The 17,996-nt window shown below is 56.2% G+C and carries 13 protein-coding genes; 7 read left to right on the top strand and 6 right to left on the bottom strand.

Going from position 1 to position 17,996, the window contains the following annotated elements; translation table 11 throughout:
* Nucleotides 1-3: 3 nt before the first annotated feature.
* From I41_RS12185 to I41_RS28575, 4 genes are all read left to right on the top strand, one after another.
* The gene (locus I41_RS12185; protein ID WP_145432950.1) at nt 4-1,176 is read left to right on the top strand and encodes a glycosyltransferase; all 1,173 of its coding nucleotides are present in this window, start codon (nt 4-6) and stop codon (nt 1,174-1,176) included.
* A gap of 140 nt (nt 1,177-1,316) precedes the next feature.
* Nucleotides 1,317-2,390 carry a hypothetical protein gene (locus I41_RS12190; RefSeq protein WP_145432951.1) on the top strand — a complete coding sequence of 358 codons (1,074 nt, stop codon included), beginning with the start codon at nt 1,317-1,319 and terminating at the stop codon, nt 2,388-2,390.
* 17 nt (nt 2,391-2,407) lie between these two features.
* Entirely contained in the window at nt 2,408-3,157 is a 750-nt protein-coding gene (locus tag I41_RS28570) for a class I SAM-dependent methyltransferase (RefSeq protein ID WP_145432952.1), read from the top strand.
* A gap of 249 nt (nt 3,158-3,406) precedes the next feature.
* Complete coding sequence (locus I41_RS28575; RefSeq protein ID WP_391524843.1) at nt 3,407-4,033, top strand: YdcF family protein; 627 nt, start codon at nt 3,407-3,409, stop codon at nt 4,031-4,033.
* Here the strand turns inward: I41_RS28575 and I41_RS12205 are convergent.
* On the bottom strand, nt 3,992-5,803 hold the full coding sequence (locus I41_RS12205) for a PKD domain-containing protein (protein ID WP_168206850.1): 1,812 nt from the start codon (nt 5,801-5,803) through the stop codon (nt 3,992-3,994). The genes I41_RS28575 and I41_RS12205 overlap by 42 nt on opposite strands.
* A gap of 434 nt (nt 5,804-6,237) precedes the next feature.
* The gene (locus tag I41_RS12210; protein WP_168206851.1) at nt 6,238-8,031 is read right to left on the bottom strand and encodes a glycoside hydrolase family 30 beta sandwich domain-containing protein; all 1,794 of its coding nucleotides are present in this window, start codon (nt 8,029-8,031) and stop codon (nt 6,238-6,240) included.
* Nucleotides 8,032-8,655: 624 nt separating this feature from the next.
* Here I41_RS12210 and I41_RS12215 point away from each other — a divergent pair.
* Nucleotides 8,656-9,975, top strand: a complete 1,320-nt coding sequence (locus I41_RS12215; protein ID WP_145432956.1) for a nucleotide sugar dehydrogenase — start codon at nt 8,656-8,658, stop codon at nt 9,973-9,975.
* Between the two features lie 33 nt (nt 9,976-10,008).
* On the top strand, nt 10,009-10,947 hold the full coding sequence (locus tag I41_RS12220; RefSeq protein ID WP_145432957.1) for an SDR family oxidoreductase: 939 nt from the start codon (nt 10,009-10,011) through the stop codon (nt 10,945-10,947).
* 525 nt (nt 10,948-11,472) lie between these two features.
* Here the strand turns inward: I41_RS12220 and I41_RS12225 are convergent.
* The gene (locus tag I41_RS12225; RefSeq protein ID WP_145432958.1) at nt 11,473-12,540 is read right to left on the bottom strand and encodes a polysaccharide biosynthesis/export family protein; all 1,068 of its coding nucleotides are present in this window, start codon (nt 12,538-12,540) and stop codon (nt 11,473-11,475) included.
* Nucleotides 12,541-13,471: 931 nt separating this feature from the next.
* Between I41_RS12225 and I41_RS27735 the strand changes: the two genes are divergently transcribed.
* Nucleotides 13,472-13,621, top strand: a complete 150-nt coding sequence (locus I41_RS27735) for a hypothetical protein (protein WP_210421181.1) — start codon at nt 13,472-13,474, stop codon at nt 13,619-13,621.
* 462 nt (nt 13,622-14,083) lie between these two features.
* Here the strand turns inward: I41_RS27735 and istB are convergent, their stop codons facing one another.
* The 3 genes from istB to I41_RS12240 form a co-directional block, all read right to left on the bottom strand.
* On the bottom strand, nt 14,084-14,875 hold the full coding sequence (gene istB, locus I41_RS12230) for an IS21-like element helper ATPase IstB (protein ID WP_145431288.1): 792 nt from the start codon (nt 14,873-14,875) through the stop codon (nt 14,084-14,086).
* A complete protein-coding gene (gene istA / locus I41_RS12235) occupies nt 14,872-16,362 on the bottom strand; it encodes an IS21 family transposase (RefSeq protein WP_210421182.1) in 1,491 nt (496 codons plus the stop codon). Before istA ends, istB begins: the two co-directional genes overlap by 4 nt.
* A gap of 476 nt (nt 16,363-16,838) precedes the next feature.
* A complete protein-coding gene (locus tag I41_RS12240; RefSeq protein WP_210421183.1) occupies nt 16,839-17,372 on the bottom strand; it encodes a hypothetical protein in 534 nt (177 codons plus the stop codon).
* Nucleotides 17,373-17,996: the final 624 nt, after the last annotated feature.

A 17,996-nucleotide genomic window follows, 5' to 3' on the forward strand; every position in this document is an offset into this window, starting at 1 on the left:
CGTTTGTCTACGATATTCTGGCTGAGCGTTACTGCTGTGGCTTATACGTATATCGTATACCCAGCCGCTATTTATTTCTGCGCAAGATTGGCAGCGAAACCTCATAATTGTGACGGTACCGCGTGTGCTGGCGTGAGTGTGCTTATCGCCGGACACCAAGAACGAGAGAAAATACTTGAAAAGCTTGTGTGTCTTTGTAAGCAACTAAGCGACTCGAAGATGCGTGGCGAAATAATAGTAGTACTTGATGGTATTGGTTCGTCGCCGAGTGGGATCGGCGAGTACCTAAATAAAAAGGTTACAGATGAGCGAATTAAAATCATAAATTTGTCGTGCAATATTGGAAAGGCCGCAGCTATTTCCACCGGTGCAGCTGAGGCAAAGTATGACGTGTTGGTATTGTCGGACATACGCCAGAGATGGAGGCCGGATGCCTTGTCTCTGCTCGTCGAGAGCTTTCGTGATGCGAATGTAGGGGCTGTTAGTGGTGAGTTAGTTCTTGAGAGCCAAGAGGGTATTGCTGGCGGAGTTGGCTTGTACTGGAAATACGAAAGATGGCTGCGGCATCAAGAATCTCTATACGATTCCGTGACGGGGGTGACTGGAGCGATATGCGCGGTACGAAGTGAGCTATTCGAGCCGGTTCCAGCCGGGACCATACTGGACGACGTTTACTGGCCGTTGAAGGTCGTCATGAAGGGATTTCGCGTACTTCACCTACCTGACGCCATTGCCTATGACCGCTTGCCGTCGCATGCGAAGGACGAATTTCGACGTAAAGTCCGCACTCTGTGCGGCAACTTTCAGCTTATGACACTGTTGCCCGAAGCCGTGTATCCGTGGAGGAACCGGCTGTGGTGGCAGTTTATTTCTCATAAATTGCTTCGGCTTGTGGCTCCCTGGGCGCTACTTGGGATTCTTGCGTCCAGTGCCTTAATTGACGGTCCGTTTTATCGATGGGCTTTCTGGGCGCAAGCGGCCGTGTATGGCATCACGCTCATTATGATGCTAAGCGGACAAGCAAAACGAGTTCGTCTGATTGCTGCGGCCGCCGCATTTTTGCTACTCAACTTCGCGGCCTGGGTCGCATTTTGGGTGTGGATTTCCGGACGAGAAGCGAATGCCTGGAAATCCGTCAACTATAATGATCTCGCTGGAGATCGGCCGAAGAATTGAGGGTTAAATTGGGAATCGCAACATTGCCACGATTCATTAGACTGATTTGGCGCTTAGGGTGTGCCTTCGCCGTACTGGTAACTCTTACGTTACGTGCGGATGCAGATGCTCCGCCGAATCTTGATCTGTGGGAGTTAAAAATGGTTCGCTTTGGGCACAAGTGGGGGAAATTCTTAGATCCTGCCTCAGGGCGGAGTTTCGACGAGCGACTTGGTGCGCAGTACTACGACGCTGAGTGGGTTTTCTATCAGATAGCAGACTACACCGGCGACAAGGAGCCTTGGTACACGTATGCCAACCATGCGGAGAAAGTTTACCGCGATGAGTACTTGGCGACCAACAAGTTTGGGGCGCAAGGATTTCGACGGTTTGCACAAGGGCTATACGAAGATTTGCGGAAAGGCGGTGATACAACTTTAGAGCACCTCGAGCTGATACGCGAAAAGCCAGCATACTCGCAAATCGAAGGGCTAACTCGTGGGCCAACCAAACGGTCAGGATTCTCAGAGGCACTGTCACGCGAGGTAGCCTATGCCCTGGAATCAAATGTCATCGCTGAGAAGGCAGGGCTACCCCGTGCAGTCGAGGAGGACGGCAAGCCTAGGGCGCAGTGGCTCTTGGAAATGGTCGAAAATCACTTGTGGGAGTGGCGTACCCAAGATTTTGAGGGCTCGTCGCAGGGGCGAGTCGCGCCCTTCATGATGGGCCTCTCGGGATACGCACTTGCAGAGTACCAAGACTGGGAAGTGGCGAACGGGCGCGATCCGAATAGCCTCTGGCCAAAGCGTCATTGGCCCTCCATAGATGCTGCCTTATTGGACGTATTCGCTTGGTTACACGATGAAGCCACAGTAATCCCGGGTGAGGCGCTGGCAGGGGAAAGAATGTGGGTCCCTCTTGAGCGACTAGGGCACGGCACCTTCAGGCTCATGGACCGAACTCTTTCGGGCTCGGGTTCACCAACCCCGGCGCCCGACCTGAATCAGTTAATCGCCCCTACATATTTTTGGCTTTATAAAGAGACGGGCGACCAAAAGTTCAGATCGATTGGTGATGATTTATTCGCCGCAGGAGCAAGGTACGGTTCTGCTGAGTGGAGCGGGAAGCACTTCAACCAACAGTATCGACTCTCATTTCGATCGCTTAAATGGAGGGAGGAGGGGAATCAAATTAAACCGACCGAACGTGCTCCAACGAACCAATCGATTAAATAAGGTCAAGTAAAGGAAAAATGGAATTGTCAACTACTCCGAAAGTCGAACCTGACCAAGTTCGGTGCGCCATTAGATTTCGATCTGGCGAGTGGAGAGCCACAATTTTTCGTGATCTAGTTGTTAATGAGATCAGGCGTGCGGGCCACACCGCTTCAGTATTAGATATTGGTTGCGGTCATGGGTTCGATGGCGATAAGGAACTGCAAGATCAAATAGGGCGAGAAGCATGCCAGTTTATTGGCGTCGAGCCAGATCCCGATATCGAGGTTAATGGTCGTTTCGGAGTCGTACATCGTCATATACTGGAAGAATCGCCAATCCGTGCGGAATCTATCGATGTCGCCTACGCAACGATGGTGTTGGAGCACTTGAGTCGCCCAGCAGTATTCTTCGACACTGTAGAACGAATACTACGACCGGGCGGGGTATTCTGGGGATTTACCGTGGACCGCAGGCATTATTTTTGTGCTGGATCACGTTTTCTCGAATCGATTCAGCTAAAGGATGCATATCTAAACTGGTTTGGTGGGAGGCGGGGAGTAGAAAGGTACGAAAATTATCCAACGTACTATCGATGCAATTCACCTAGTCAACTTGCAGGCCTGACCCGGAAATTCTCAAGTGTATCAGTCTTTTCCTTGTCCCGTCCGGGGCAAATTCAATCTTATGTGCCCCGGCCATTTCGTCCACTGATTAATGTGCTGGACTGGATAACGGACCTATGCGAACTGCCAGGACACGTCCTTGTTCTACGGTGTCAAAAGTAACGTTTTGCCCACAGTGATTCATTCGTGACTAATCTGTTGCGAACCTCTGCAATAGACAAGTGTTGACAAAGCTAAGGCCGATAAATGCGGTTGGCGTGATGCATGGCGATGACGTCGTTCCTAATCTTCATAGTCGCGGCGCAAATCCAGGCGCTACGAGGCACTCGTCGATACGGATATTTGCAGGCATTAGGACTAGTCTCAGTGATTTCTCTATGGGCGGCGAGCACGCCGCTCATGGGCAATTTGATGCTGACTTGTCTGGAGGGGTATTCCAAGCCACTTCTCAGTTGTCCAGAAAACTGCGATACGATCGTGGTCTTAGCGGGCTCGATATTGCCCAAAGTACCTGGAGAACCCTTGGAGCAGTTAGGTGACTCGTCGTTGAGGCGTTGCCTCGAAGCAGCACGCTTGTATAAGCAGAACAGTCGACTTACTATCATCGTCTCCGGTGGTCGCGAGTCTGGTAGCAGTCACGCAGTGACACTGGCGCAACTCATGGCCACGTTTCTCGCGGAATGTGGCGTCAAAGTGGTGGACATTGTGCAGGAAACCGAATCGACTAACACACTCGAAAACAGTACCGAGACAGCTCGGCTGCTCGAGGCAAGTGGCACTGACCACATAGTACTGGTAACCGATGCGGCCCATATGCGGAGAGCTGCAAGGTGCTTCGAGCGGCGGGGCATTCGCGTGACGCTCGCGTCCTGCAATTACCAAGGGGCCTGGCCACCTGAGTCTTGGCGTTGGATCGTGCCTTCCCCTAGCGGGCTCCTGAAAACCCAATACGCCTGTCACGAGCTACTTGGAGCAATATGGTACTGGTTCATCGATTCACCCCAATCCATGCCAGATCACGCGATCGCGACTCAGTAAAAAGTCGGCTAATTCGGACCATTCGTGATCAGTGGCTGAATGAGTCTTCCCCGTTGCTAAAGAGTTTCCGTTCCGAAAATAATCCGACGGCTCCGAAGTTGCCACTTGCCCCTGTTTCGAATCCGACACCGTTTGGTTGCCTGGCTCGACGGAAAGCGAATCCTCGAGTGGATAATCCTCCTGCAGCCCTACGTCAGATTCGGTGACGAACGAATCGTAGATTGGCGCAAAAACAAAGTTCAGATCGCCATTCGTACTCGCGCGGAGCTGTGTCATGCCACTTTGTGGCATCCTGACTTGTGACGCATGCTGAGATAGTCTCATCGCGATGAAATCAAAGCTAACGCGATAGTTTTGGTTGAATTGCTTTGCTCCACTGAGCCACGCTCCTGTCACACCACCCGAAAAGATTTGATCGCCCTGAGTCCGATACTTGGCCTCGCCCGTCTTGTGGTATAGCCATTCATAAACTGGGGCTATCAGCAAATTAAGGTCCGGAGCGGCCACAGAAGTGTCATTAGCCCGGTAGTAGAACGCGTCTTTGTCCGGCTGCCATGCATTTTGCCAGGTCCAATCGGCACCCATTGCCAACTTTTCTATGATTCGGGGGTCTTGATCGATTCGTTCGTAGTACTGCATAAGTGCATCCGCAGTTAATGCAAACATAAATGGGGCATAGTCAGGATCCGACTCCTGAATGAACCACTGGTCAAGGTGTCCCAATGCTTGCTCAGATAAGGCGTCGAGCCTCGCGCGCCGTGGAGCTCCCACTCGCTCAGCGTCAAGGTAACTCATCATCGCATATGCGACTTCTCGACTAAAATCGCAATTGTCGGTCCATGGCAGTGGAGCTGAGTCAGCGGCGTACGAGGCATTGGTGGACAACAGTATCACTGCATCGCGTGAAGCAATGTTGCCCGTTCGCTCGTAGTCCATCGCTAGGCCGCGTGTAAAATTCCAATATCCGGGCACGACTCCGCCTCTTGGAACTGCATAGCGGTCTCGGTAAACTGAAATGGCTGCTTCGGCGTAAGTGTTCCAAGTAGCGTCCCCCGTATAGTCGGCAATCTGATAGAAAACTCGTGCCGCATCGTAATAAGTGCTCGCAAGTGGTGGATCGAGGGCAATGTCATTTTGATGAGCAATCAGCCATTCTCCATGCTGCCGCCCAAACGTGAGCATGTCTTGAACCCACCGCTCGTAATCTGGGAGCGGCGTTGGTCCGACAACAGTGACTGTCAAGCTAGCTGAACTAGTCATCCCGTTGTTCGTCGCAGCTATTGACAGCTCGTACGTTCCCGCCTGATCAAAGTTGACAGACGTACTCACTCCGGACGCACTCCCAAAGCTTGCATTGCCGGGGCCAGACACCTTACTCCACGTCAGCGACAAATTGATATTTGCGTCGACGATGACCTCGCCTGTAAGCAATAACGAATCCGATATTGCTACAACTTTATTGGGTCCTGCGAACACCATTGGGAGCCAGGCAAAATTGGCCAGTCCCTGATCGGCTTGTTCTCCCAAGAGGGGAGCGGCGCTATTCGACTCGATGGGAGGCAGGTCGGGGGATGACGGGGCCAACGGATTGACCGAAAAGAGTTGCCGCGGTTCGAGCAACTCAAATTGAAAGCGAGCGCCCCTCGTGGTTTTCTGCTTATCTGAGAACGACCTAGACATGTCAAATTCCTTGCCAACGCCATTGACGACATCTGCAGCTGCTCTAAGGTGCGCAATAGCGTGGCAGCCCGTATCTGCGACAACGAGCAAGATAAGTGAAAGATGAAGAGTTTATGGACGAGTACGGCGTCCTGAACCTTTGGAACCAGCCGTAGCTATTTCAAACGTAGCATACCGTTCCGCTTGCATTCGAAGTCGACTGGATGTGGAACCTCGGAAAATCGACGTCAACCTCGCAATCCATCTCGCCGTCATAAGATGGCCGACCGAGTACGACCAAGCAAGTGGCCCGACAACACCCGATTGAGCAGCGTCGATAGGCTGCTTACCAGCTTTATTCGATCTTGGCAGTTTGGCTTCCGCAAGCGGCGCTTGCGGGCCTGTGATGTGTCCTTCCTAAGTCGAATCTGAAACTAGCCTTGGTGGCAGGCCGAACCTGCCCGCAACAAAATTTAGCAATTGGGAACATCCCGCCAGACGCGCCGCCCAAGTCGAAAGTGTAGCCGCCAAGTACCGCCAAAGAGTCAGCCGCCTGCCATAGCCGGCGTCAATCCAGTGAACGGACGTTCTAGCCTGTGCCTAGGCCGGCGGGTGATCGATAGTGCGTAGACGCAGATGGCAATAGACATTGGTTCAGGCACGGGCATGCCAGTAACTTCATCTCGGCCAACTACCAAAAGATTGCGCTGCCACAGCAAATAGTCCGCCCCGTCGACGTCAAGATCACCGTCCGCGTCTCCCTGGCGAGCCGACGCGACGCCAAATAAGCCGAAGCCGTCTCGCCACACGGAAAGATCCGCATCGTTCACGCCATCGACTCCGTTGAAGTCTCCTTGCATTTCTATATTCTGCGTACCAAGATCACGTTGCCATTGGAGCAAGTCAGTTCCATCGACGACGAGATCGCCGTTGGCGTCGCCATCGGCATGTGCCACGTCAATTGATCGACCATAACCGCCTTTCCATGCCAGCAGATCATCTGCATTCACGTTTCCGTTCTCGTCGAAGTCGCCGGCTGCAATGTCAAGCAGTCCGCTCGAGAGCGTCTCAATGCTGCGCGGGGGAAGCGTAATCTTGAAGGCTGACTGTTCCGGCAGGACGGCGGGCAACGTGGCCCAGTTCTCAGTCGGGCTCGTACGGACTCTCGAAAACCGCGCCGCGGCTACTCCTCGCAGATCAAACGTAACCTCCTGATTAACGTCGCTGTTATTTATAAGTACTACGACGAGCCCCTCTGCGCTTAGATATGCCGTCGATTCAACGTTTGCGTCCGACGACTGGGCGTCGATCCGTTGCGCGCCGGGAAGAACAAATCGCGAGTACTGTCCGGTCGCAAAATAGGATTTATTCAAGGTATAACCGGCATACGCATCTTCAGAAGCTATAAGCGTCATCAACGCCGAAACATCGCTATTGGGGATGCCTGCAAATCCTTTAGCGTAGTCGACCGCGCTAACGTTGTGCGCGGAGACCGCTTCGTGGAGATAGGAGGCCCACTCGCTCGCGTCGTTTCCCGTGGCAACATTACCTGAGTCGCTGATTGATGAATCGGAGAGCCATAGCGGCAGCTGGTACTGGCTGGCGATGGCCTGCACTTGCGAGATCCGAGACACCGATTGGCCTCCAAGACGGGCTTCCAGGGCGCCCACGTAGGAAATCGCGTCCGGATCGCCAAGGACTATTTGCGAGCTGGACGCCGCCTCGCCGGACGTGAGGTCGATGGGAAGCACGAACCTCGCATCGAAGCCCTGAACCTGTAGGCGAGGTCCAAGATTCTTGATCACGTCGCGTATGAACTCGCCGCTTAAGGGTGTACTAACTGCAGACGAGTTGTTCGCCACCGATAAAAAGTGCAGTGGAGTTCCCAGTTGCCTGGCCCGCCTTACTTGCGCCAGCAGCCACTCCGAGTACTCCGCGACGTCGTTGCTCGTCGACGTTGCCATCCATGTTTCTCGAACCGTCGGAGAAAGAAATAGTGTGTTGGCTCCTCGCGTCCGCGCATGCGCGAAGTAGTCCAGCTGCGCATCCAACCTTCCTCCGTTGAAGTTGAACCGGCTGAGATCGGTAATATAGGGATTGTCGTTATCATTGATGATTTCAATACCCGCGCCAGCTGTTGCGTCGGGGCTAGTGGGACGCACACGCGACAGTCGAAGGTCTCGATACAGCCTGTCGAGGATCTCATCTTGCTGGGCCGTCGTCATGACGGGCGCGGCGCGACCCGCCGGCGTGTCAAAAAATACGCCCGGGTCGTCGAAGACGCGAACGGAGGCTCCAAAGCCCGCCATTGTTTGGTGACGGACGGCCGCATCAATCACGAGAGTGGCCGCTTCCGCAATGGGCGGCACGCGCAGTGCTAGAAGTGAGACGCAAAGCAGTAGAGTGTGGCGTGTTCGTCGGCAGCGCCGACCATAGCTGCGAGATGGATAATTCATCAGTAGTAGATTCGTCGTAAGCTAGATGCAAAACATTCCGCGGTAAATGATGCTCGTTAGATCTCATGTTGTGCCCTCGCCGCACCAAGGCGGGCGGGTGTTGTGCAGTTGTACTACTCTCGTCGAATTCATGCCAAAACTCTCCCGATGCGTGATCAGAGATGAGTAAACGGGCGCTAAAGGCGTTACACCGAATTGCTTAGCCTGCTGGCTGCGGCGGCGCTCGTCATCGAATCCCGCGTTCGAGTCGCAATTCTACCGCGCCCGTCAAATCCGATCTCTCGGCACGATCGACACGAAGCTCAGAGTGTCTCGATTTTGTGGATTGCCGAAGCATATCGCCCCGACTCCGGTGGAAACACTTCTTGCCACATGGTACCGTCGTTATAGCGATGTAGAGCTGTTCACAGTAAGCAAAAACCCCTGGAAGCAGAGCGAGTTCTTCGCTAATCCCGCACGCAACGCTCGGCGAAGGGAGCTCACAACCCTGGAACTCAGACCCTACAAATGCAAACGAATCTTGCCCAGAAAATTGCTGAGAAACACGCGATTGTCGGCATCATCGGCCTTGGTTATGTCGGACTGCCGCTGGCGAAGGCGTTCATTGAGGGGGGATTCCGAATCCTGGGTTTTGACGTCGATCAGGGGAAGATACACCAATTGGAGGCGGGGCAGAGCTACATAGGCCACCTGAAGTCGGAGTGGATTTCCACGTGCACAGGGAACGGCTCCCTCCGCGTGACTGCCGACATGGCGAGGCTCGACGAACCCGACGCCATCCTCATTTGCGTACCGACGCCACTCACGCCCAGTCGGGATCCCGACCTTTCGTACGTTGAATCAACGGCCCACGAGATCGCCAAGAGATTGCGCCCTGGACAGTTGGTCGTCTTGGAGAGCACGACTTACCCAGGGACTACGCGTGACGTGATGTTGCCAATTCTGGCGGCAAGCGGGCTGAAGTGTGGAACTGACTTTTTCCTCGCTTACAGCCCAGAACGCGAAGACCCGGGAAACCCAGACTTCTCGGCAGGCCGAATACCGAAGGTAATTGGCGGGTACGATTCAGCTAGCGCTAAGCTCGCGGAGGAGCTTTATCGACACGCGGTCAGTGAAGTGGTCCCGGTGTCGTCGTGCGAGGTTGCTGAGGCCTGCAAGGTCTTGGAAAACACATACCGTGCCGTGAACATTGCGCTCGTTAACGAACTAAAGAAAGTGTTTGATCGCCTGGGCATCGATGTCTGGGAGGTGATTAACGCCGCCAAGACAAAACCGTTCGGATTTCAAGCCTTCTATCCCGGTCCTGGCTTGGGAGGACATTGCATTCCGATCGACCCGTTTTATCTCAGCTGGGTCGCTCGCAAATACGACGTACCGACTCGATTTATTGAACTAGCAGGGGAAGTGAATGCGAGCATGCCCGACTACGTGGTCGAACGCGTAGCACTCGCACTGAACGATGCTAGAAAACCGGTGAACGGCAGCAAGATCTGCATCCTGGGCATCGCCTACAAACGCGACGTTGATGACCCCCGTGAAAGCCCTTCATTTCGCATTATGGAGCTTCTGGCCGCGCGCGGCGCCAAAATCTCCTACAGCGATCCGCACGTGCCCATGCTACCGCGCATGCGTCATCATAGGACACCAGAGATGGCAAGCAGCAAACTATCGAACGAGTTTCTCGGAGAACAGGATTGCGTTCTCATCGTCACGGACCATAGGGCGTTCGACTACAGCTTTATTGCATCGAATAGCCAACTGATCGTTGACACGCGCAACGCTCTGGGGAATTTAGATTCGACCAAGGCGTTAGTCGTTAAGGCCTAGAAAGACATTTCAAGTGGCGGAGACGGTATCTCGATGGCAAAAGTCCTTGTAACCGGCGGTGCTGGGTTCATTGGTTCGCACCTAACGACGGCACTCGTTGAACGAGGCGACGAAGTAGTCGTACTCGACAACCTCAGCACCGGCCGCATGGAGAACTTGCGACATCTGGAAGGGCGATACAGACTAATTCAGGGCGACGTGCTTGATCACCATACGGTGCATACGGCATGCACTGGCGTCCAGATCGTGTTTCATCAAGCGGCTCTCGCCTCGGTGCCGCGCAGCATTGCAGCGCCTCTGGAAACCCACGCGGCGTGCGCCACAGGCACGCTCAACGTGCTGGAGGCCGGGCGAGCCAATGGCGTGTCGCGCGTCATCTATGCCGGATCGAGTAGCGCCTACGGCGATCAGCCCTTTCAGTCGAAGCGCGAAGTCGACCTGCCGCGGCCCCTCTCGCCGTATGCGGTGGCCAAGTTGACCGGCGAGTACTACTGCCAGGCATTCACTGCAAGCTACGGACTACCGACGGTCGTCATTCGCTATTTCAACGTCTTCGGGCCGAGGCAGGATCCACATAGCGAGTATTCGGCAGTCATTCCCAAGTTTGTGACGACCATGCTGAACGGCGGTCGCCCGACGATTTACGGCGACGGTTCGCAGTCCCGAGACTTCACTTACGTAGACAACGTTGTGCAGGGCAATCTCGCCGCGGCGACTTCTGCCACCGCGGTAGGCAGAGTAATTAACGTCGCCTGCGGCGTTCAAGTCACGCTCCTAAACCTGGTTGCGTCTATCAACAAGGCGCTCGGAACGAACGTCGAACCAATCATGGTTGAGCCGCGGCGGGGGGACGTGCGAATGAGTTTGGCGGACCTATCACTTGCCCGAGAACTTCTCGCCTACGAGCCGGTTGTCGACTTCGACGAGGGGCTCAGGCGTTCAATTTCCTACTATCGTGCATCGCTCGGTTGACGCCGCCGTCCTGCCTAAACTGTCACTTTCGAAATGGATTCGGCTGGGATGATGTGATTAGGGGAGGCTGCCTCGGGTTGACGGGGCGGTTGGCGGACGGAACTGGAAGAGATTCCGGCGGCTTGACGGTTGGGCCTTCCAGATGGTCTCTCATGTGATCGCCGATTTCCACCGGTACTTCTGGGCTCATGTATTCCATGCCCGGGACGGTGCAGCAATTCGCATCTCGCCATTCAGCGCCAGAAGTGGGCCAAACTCGCCAGCATGTCGGCTTATGCCCGTAGTAGGCGTACGCTGGCCGACAGGGACATCGGAAAACGGCATCTTCGCCAGCGCACCAAGGCACGGTTTGCCTGATGTCCGTAGGACAGTTGGTTTCTGACTGCCGCTTTGCAAAAAGGCCGCTGCTGCACCCGCCGAGAAGCGGCACGGTGCAAATGCATAGAATCATCTGATACTTGAGCATGGCACACCCAAACAGACCGCGTGCGGTCTGCCCCCCCTTGTAATGTCTCAGCGCAGTCACTATGGCGTGATGTTGTTATTTCCGCCATTTATTGCTGATTGCTTAAAGTAAACTATGCGTTGAGAGGTCTGAGTACCAAGCAGTGTCACGCCGAAAAGCCGCTCCAGTGGCGAGAATATCTTGGCCATCGCGGTATCCAATGCAACCAGCTTGTCCTCCGAAACATAGATGCGGTCGCCGGGAAGCACTTGGTAGTTTGTGGAAACGTCGCCGCGTTGCGTGACGGCAATCCAGTCGACGGGGAGAATCTGATCTCCGCCGGTCTCGTTATGTCCAGGGCGAGCGATCCACATTCGGGTTGATGAGTTTGACTGCAATCCCTGAATTTGTCCGATGGCATCAAGGACGGTCTCGTTTCCACGAGCGGGCAAGATCGCGACTTGGTCGCCTAAGCCAGCGCCTTGCGTCACCACGTAATAGACTTTACTGTTGTATCCGAGCACATCGAGCGAAATCTGCGGTCGCTCGAGAAACTGCGAGAGGTGGGCCTGGACCGCTGCCTGGGCTTCTTCCATCGTTAGGCCGACGACGCGGACTCGGCCATAAGTGCCGAGGCTGACCTTGCCATCCGGTGCCACGAGATGCTCCCCGGTTATCTGTTGTTGCGCCGACATTTGAACCAGGGAAACGAAGACTTTAGGAGCCGTGTAAACTTGCTGCAGTTTCGCAAGAATCTGCTGCCGCAGTTGCTCGTTAGTCTGTCCCTGAGCTTGGACGGATCCGAGCGAGGGCCCAAGTTGAATTGAGCCATCGGGCTGCACCGCATATTCGCCGTTTATTGATTCTTCCTCTGGCAGTCCGACCGCACCGATCGACACAACATCGTAGACGCGCAGCTGGTATGGGCTCTTAGGTACGAGGCTGATTCCTTCAATGCTGAGAATATCTGGTGGCTCGATGATATAGTCAGGCAGCGTCACCTTTGCTTGCTCACGTGGCACTTCAGGAGAAACGCAGGGCTTTGGCCCATCCGGCTCGCGCCCTGGATAGATTGTTCTGCAGCCGCCGCACAGGAGCAGAATTGCAAGTGAGCATCCGACTCGACGGATGAGTGCGAAGGAGAGCATCGGAAATGTCGTTGGCACAGAAACCTCCGGAAGACTCCGGTGAATCGTTCTCGCACGTACGAACGTGCGCCAGCGAACAGGAGCGTTGGCAACCCCCACGCAATCGCTATGATTAGGATTTTCGGTGTTCTTTGCCCAATCCTTGAGCTTTAACCTGGAGCGCGACCGAAAACAGAATGGAGATTGGTGAGGTGTTCCTGCTTTCCGGGCCGAACTAGTGGAAAGCGAGGCACGCCGCTTTTAGGGGGAGTGAACGATGTCATTTCGCGATCCAATACGGTTGACGCTGCTAGCAGCGTGCGTCTGCGGTCTGCAGCTATGCCAGAGCGACTGCAGCCATGCTCAAGTGGCGCGGTACCAGCCGAGGACGCCAACGATTAGTCCTTACCTCAACTTAACGCGCTTCGACAACGGGGGTATTCCGAACTACTACTCGTTGGTTCGACCTCAGATCCAGCAGCAACGCTTCAATTCGCAAGCGCAACGGACCGTCAATCTCCAAGAGACGCAAATCAACACGCTGCAATCGGAAATGCAATCGGGGGCAACTACGCCCGCGGTAACGGGAGGCGGGAGTTGGTTCATGCAGCCGGCAACCCAGACTCGCTTTCTAGATAGTTCGCGATATTTCCCCATGCCAAGTCGCCCGGCATTGCGCCGCTGAGCAATTACCTTCGCGCGTTGGCCGCCCGATGCTGATCGTCTAACGCCCCCTCCGGGATAGCTTGCTAACCCTCAGCGGTCCAAACGACGGTTGGATTTACCTGCTCTGCGAGCTCGGGCTACGCCCGAGCGCTTGCGCCGTTTGCGACGGGCAGCCAGGCTTAATAGGGCGTTGATTGCAAAAATCCGAGTCTTCCTCATTCTTGGTAATCGGGACGAGCGGGCAGACCATAAAGGCCTGTAGGACGTTTCCCCCACGATGCCAAACATGGCGGAAACGAACTTTTTCTTCTCGCCGTACGCCTGCGACGCCTTCCTCCTATCGGCCGCCAAACCACCGCGTTACGACGACCTCTGGACAGTAGCGATCGAATCGAAGCGGACCCAAGGTGCCGCTGCGGCCGGCGCAGGCTTATGAAGCGACGGACAAGGAGAATTGCGAGGTGCAGACCTACCCCTTAAAGCGTCGCGGGGATTGGCCATCGAGAACTGGTCTGGCGGATGGTCGACTAGGACGCGGTCTGCCTGAGCCCGTCCACGGTCTATAGAGTTTTGAAAGGCGAGAACTTGATGTGTCAGTGGCGGATAAGGAAGAAGCATACGAGATTCTGGCGACCGATCTGGTGAACGTACAGATCGGCGGCCGGACGAATTAGCTGGTAACGTTCTTGGACAAGTACTCGGCGGATGATCGTGCATCACGCGCTGATGCGGAGCGATGACGGAAACACGGTAAGCGTGGAAGCCGAAGCGGAAGTCGAAAGATTCCTCCGGGATCGGGGGGGGGCGCTTCTGTGACCGCCATTCTAAAAACGTAGCGCGCGGCGCCCCGAAACTGTAGCGCTAGTTGAGGTGCGGGAATGATACAGGCCCTCCCGCGTCAGGCCGTTGCCGTAGACTCCTTGTCGTTAGATCGACGACGCCGGCGTGCGTCCTTGAGCCGATAGCTCTCGCCTTTGGTTTCGAGGATATGGCAACGATGGGTGAGGCGGTCGAGCGCCGCGCCGGTGAGCCGCTCGCTTCCCAAGACCTCGGTCCAGTGCTCGAACGACAGATTGGTGGTGACCACGAGACTATGGCGCTCGTAGGCCGCGCCGATGACGTCGAACAACAGCTCGGCGCCCGCCTTACTGGCGGGAACGTAGCCCAGTTCGTCGAGGACGACCAGATCGAGCTTGGCCAACTGCGAGCGGAACTTGAGCAGCTGCTTGTCATCCCTGGCTTCGAACAGCATGGCGATCAGCTCGGTGACCCGAAAGAACCGTACCTTGCGGCCTTGCAGACAGGCGGACAGCGCGAGCGCCGTGGCGAGATGGGTCTTCCCCGTGCCGCTGGCGCCGACCAGCAGCAGATTCTCGCGCTGGTCGATCCAATCTCCCTTGGCCAACTCCAAGACTAACGGCTTGTTGACCGACGGCTGGAGGTCGAAGTCGAACTCCTGGAGCGTCTTGGTCGCCGGGAAGCGGGCGGCCTTGAGGCGCCGCTCGGCGGCGCGTCGTTCCCGATCAACGAGTTCCGCCTCGCAGAGGGCGAGGAGATAGGCCAAGTGATCAAGATTCTCTTTCGCCGCGCGAGCGGCCGTCTTCTCGCACTCGCTCTGCATCGTCGGCAGTTTGAGCTGCTTGAGATGATGCTTCACCAGCACCGTACTCTTCGTTTCGGTCTTGCTCATGAGGCGCCCTCCGTCAGCAGGGCCTGGTAGGCCGAAACGTCAGTCTGGCCAACGTCGACCAGCCGCAGATGGGGCCGACCGTCAAGCGAGAAGAGCGCCACCGGCGCTTCGCGACGGTGCTCGACGATCACGCGAATCGCATCGGCGTCATGGACGCCGATGTCGAGAGCGTACTCGACGGCATCCTGGAGTTGCTCCAGAGAGCACCCTTCCAAGAGTCGCAAGACGCGGATGAACTCGCGCGTTCCCAAGCCGCCCGGCTCCGTCTCCAACAGCCGGCGGAGCGCGGCGAAACACTCTGGCAAGTCCCACTCCTGGAGCGGCTTGGCATGATCGAAGCCTCCCGGCTTCTTCTCAAGTAGCGCCAGGTAGTGGACCGGATCGAACAGGTCCTGCTCCCGCTTCCAAGAGCGGCCGTGGCGAGCGACCAATCGGTCGCCGTCAATCAGCCGAACCTCGTCGACCGTCGCCACGATCGTGATCGGCCGGTGAGCATGCTTCACGGGGACGCTGTAGCGGTTCGTATCGAACTTTACCAGCGACAGCGAATTGGCCGACGCTTGAGTCACGCGGCGGGCGTCGAACGACTGCCGCGGCAGGTCAAGCATCGCTTGTCGATCTGCGGCGAGCAGTTCGCGCTTCGAACCCTCCTTGCCGCGGAGCGTCCGGTCGAGGTCTCGATCGCAACGTTGGAAGAGTTCGGCGTTGAGCGTCTCCAGCGACTCGACGCGCGGCACGGGGACGAGGAAGTTGCGGCGGGTAAACCCGACGAGCCCTTCGACCTTCCCCTTCTCATTGGCTCGGCGCACCAGGCAGAAGTGCGCTTGGAACAGGTAATGGCTCTGCAGCCGGAGGAACTCGCTGGTTAGCTGCCGGCTGCGGCTGCCGGTGATCTTGGCGATCGCCACGCGGCTGTTGTCGTAGCTGATCCGCGTCGGGACGGCGCCAAAGAACTCAAACGCCCGTCGATGACCTTCTTGAAAGGCCTCGGTGCACTCTCGGGGGAACGCCTGAATGAAGACGGCGTCCGAGTAGGGGAGCGTCATCACGAACAACGCCGCCTTGATCCGCTCGCCAGCGACGTCGACCTCGGCGAAGCCGAAGTCGACTTGCGCTTCGCCGGGAGGATGGGAGAGCGGCAGGAAGACTTCTTGGCTCCCTTGCCGCCACTGGCGGACAGCTTCCTTGACGCTGGAGTAACAGCCGTCGAAGGCGTGCTCCGCAACCAGCCGGTCGAAGATCCGCTGCGCCGTGTGGCGCTGCTTCTTCGGCGCCTTCGCGTCGCTCACGAGAATCTCGGCGATCAGCGGCAGGAAGCGCTCCATCTTCGGCCGCGGCCGGGACGTGGCGTGCCGGTAGCCGGGCGGCTCGACGTACGCCAGGACCTTCTGAATTGTCTCCCAGTGCAACTTGTATTCGCGACACGCTTGCCGCCGACTAAGCTCGCCAGTTAATACGCGGCGACGGATCTCAGCCCACTTCTCCATATTACGTAGCACTCCTGGCACGCCTCGCTTCACGAGCACTCAGTAATCAGTGACGGCAACCGGCCTGCGGCCGGCTGCCACGATGATCCCAGTGTCGCAAACTCGAAACAATGCACGGTTGTGCGCTACAGAATTCGGGCGCCAGACCTCCAGCCGCGCGCTACGTTTTTGGAATGGCGGTCACAGCTTCCGCCGATGGAGATGCCGCGGGTGATGAGCGACAACGGCAGTTGCTACGTTTCGCGGGAGTTCCGCGGCGTACTAAACGAGCATAACCTGGCGTATCATTGGATCTAGCCGCACTACCCCGAGGTGAACGGGATCATCGAGCGGTCGAGCCGTACGCTACGCTAAGCCCTGAATGGCCAGGAGCTGACGCACCTGCTGCAGGTGCGGGACGTTTTCGCGGGATTTAACATGCAGCACAACGAGTACCGATTACACTCAGCGCCAGGCTGACTGTGGCCGATCAAGTTCTACGGGGCAACCTCGCGGGGCTGCACGAACAGCGACGCCGAATGATGGCCGAGGCGCGGCATCGGAGTCGAGAGTAGGACCGGTAGTTGCGACAACTGAAGTTGCCGCAGAAACCCATGGAGGTCGTTGTTAAACACGAGGCCGAAATGTCTAACTGGTGGGGCAAAGAATTCTGCTGGGGGTTTTATGGTTAAATTGATGGGTGTTGCCCCCAGGTTCCCCCCCAACAGATTTACAGAACTAACGGCGAGCCCTTGGGTTTGGATACCCGCGGCCATTGTCTTTTTTGTGGTCGTCGTCTGGATCTTCGTGAACGACCGACAGCGGCCTCGCTGATTGGCATTGCTTTTCTTATTGTCGTGGCTCAGCCCATGACCTGAAGCCAGCTCGCGGTCGCTGTCCGTTGCCAATCCGAGCGCCATGGCTGGCTTCGCCCCTTTCAGGCTCGATGCTTGCAGCAGAAGTTGTCGTGAACGAAGAACAGCCCCAGGGCGGCCCGGGTGGTTGTTTTTCAAGTTTTCTTCGCATTGCACGTCAGCGACGTGAATGCCGCCAATGTTCGCGACGAATTACCGCAAACACCGCCCCCATCAGAACCGTCAAATTGGTAATCGTCTGCAGATGGGCGTCGGTGATGTGGAAAAACGGCTTGCACGTTCATCCCCTAGCATAGGAGCTTGATGATTTCAGCGGCCCGGTCCAAACCAAGCCGCTGCTAAGCCAATCAGCGAGCAGGATTGGCGAACGAAATCGCAGCCACACGGAATTTGCAGCCGCCAAGCCAACAAGAGGGCGGCCGCGCAGATCGCCAAAAATATTGGAGAGGATAAGAGGGCAGAGAGCGGTTACAGAAAAGTTCGCACGACCGACGGGGCCGCGGCCGTTCCGTCACCCTGAGGGCGGCCGAGGACTGGCTCTCAGGCCGACTTCGGCACCGGGGGGCCGCTGTTGGTCAATTGCGAGCAAGTAGTACGGAGTAAACTATCCAATATTTGCAAGTGTTACAGTGAAGTGGTCCATCGGCAGACTACTTACAACGTCATTCTTGCGTTTGAGGGGGTGCAGCTGCCCACAAAACGACCAATCGTCGCCGATTCGATGCCCCCGCACGTCTTTGCGCTGCATTATTCGGATGCTGTTCGTCGCCATTCTTCTTG

This window comes from Lacipirellula limnantheis, assembly GCF_007746075.1.
Lineage (GTDB): Bacteria > Planctomycetota > Planctomycetia > Pirellulales > Lacipirellulaceae > Lacipirellula > Lacipirellula limnantheis.

Bases quoted from the DNA above. Each gene is read 5' to 3' on its own strand.
- I41_RS12190 (WP_145432951.1), top strand. From the start codon at position 1,317: ATGGTTCGCTTTGGGCACAAGTGGGGGAAATTCTTAGATCCTGCCTCA.
- I41_RS28570 (WP_145432952.1), top strand. From the start codon at position 2,408: ATGGAATTGTCAACTACTCCGAAAGTCGAACCTGACCAAGTTCGGTGC.
- I41_RS28575 (WP_391524843.1), top strand. From the start codon at position 3,407: ATGCTGACTTGTCTGGAGGGGTATTCCAAGCCACTTCTCAGTTGTCCA.
- I41_RS12215 (WP_145432956.1), top strand. From the start codon at position 8,656: ATGCAAACGAATCTTGCCCAGAAAATTGCTGAGAAACACGCGATTGTC.
- I41_RS12220 (WP_145432957.1), top strand. From the start codon at position 10,009: ATGGCAAAAGTCCTTGTAACCGGCGGTGCTGGGTTCATTGGTTCGCAC.
- I41_RS12225 (WP_145432958.1), bottom strand. From the start codon at position 12,540: ATGCTCTCCTTCGCACTCATCCGTCGAGTCGGATGCTCACTTGCAATT.
- I41_RS27735 (WP_210421181.1), top strand. From the start codon at position 13,472: ATGGCGGAAACGAACTTTTTCTTCTCGCCGTACGCCTGCGACGCCTTC.
- istB (WP_145431288.1), bottom strand. From the start codon at position 14,875: ATGAGCAAGACCGAAACGAAGAGTACGGTGCTGGTGAAGCATCATCTC.
- istA (WP_210421182.1), bottom strand. From the start codon at position 16,362: ATGGAGAAGTGGGCTGAGATCCGTCGCCGCGTATTAACTGGCGAGCTT.